Here is a 387-nt window from a genome sequence, read left to right as displayed (position 1 = left end):
GCAAGGTCGATCGCGAAAGGATCGAAAGAGCCGACCGGGAAAGCAAGCTTGTGCTGGATGCGGAGCGGAAGGCAAGGGCCGATAAGACCGCTCGATTGAGAGAGCAGCGGCTTAAAGCCGCGCAATTGTCCTCGCAGGAACCAAAGCCGGCGACGAAGCTTAAGCGTCAATGAGCGCGCGCGGCAGCAACTTCCTGGACCAGTGGATCGCCAACACTGTTCCCGAAACTGCCCATGCGGAGGTGGACGAGCTCGCCCACAAGCTCATTGCCAACGCCAAGGCGATCGGAATTAAGCGGGCCGAAATAGACGAAGAGGTCGACAGTCTCTACCGCACGATCCTCGACGCGATCATACATTTCGAACCGGGGCTCCCTGAGTGAATCAG

1 protein-coding gene is annotated in these 387 nt (G+C 58.7%); it reads left to right on the top strand.

The features are described 5' to 3' along the window. The first annotated feature begins 169 nt into the window (after nucleotides 1–169). Entirely contained in the window at nucleotides 170–382 is a 213-nt protein-coding gene (locus EN852_RS35920) for a DUF768 domain-containing protein (RefSeq protein ID WP_135879692.1), read from the top strand. Nucleotides 383–387: the final 5 nt, after the last annotated feature.

Origin of the sequence: Mesorhizobium sp. M2E.F.Ca.ET.209.01.1.1, assembly GCF_004010375.2 — a bacterium.
Classification (GTDB): Bacteria; Pseudomonadota; Alphaproteobacteria; order Rhizobiales; family Rhizobiaceae; genus Mesorhizobium.
Note: the sequence above shows the minus strand (reverse complement) of the source record. Positions and strands in the feature narration are given on the sequence as shown.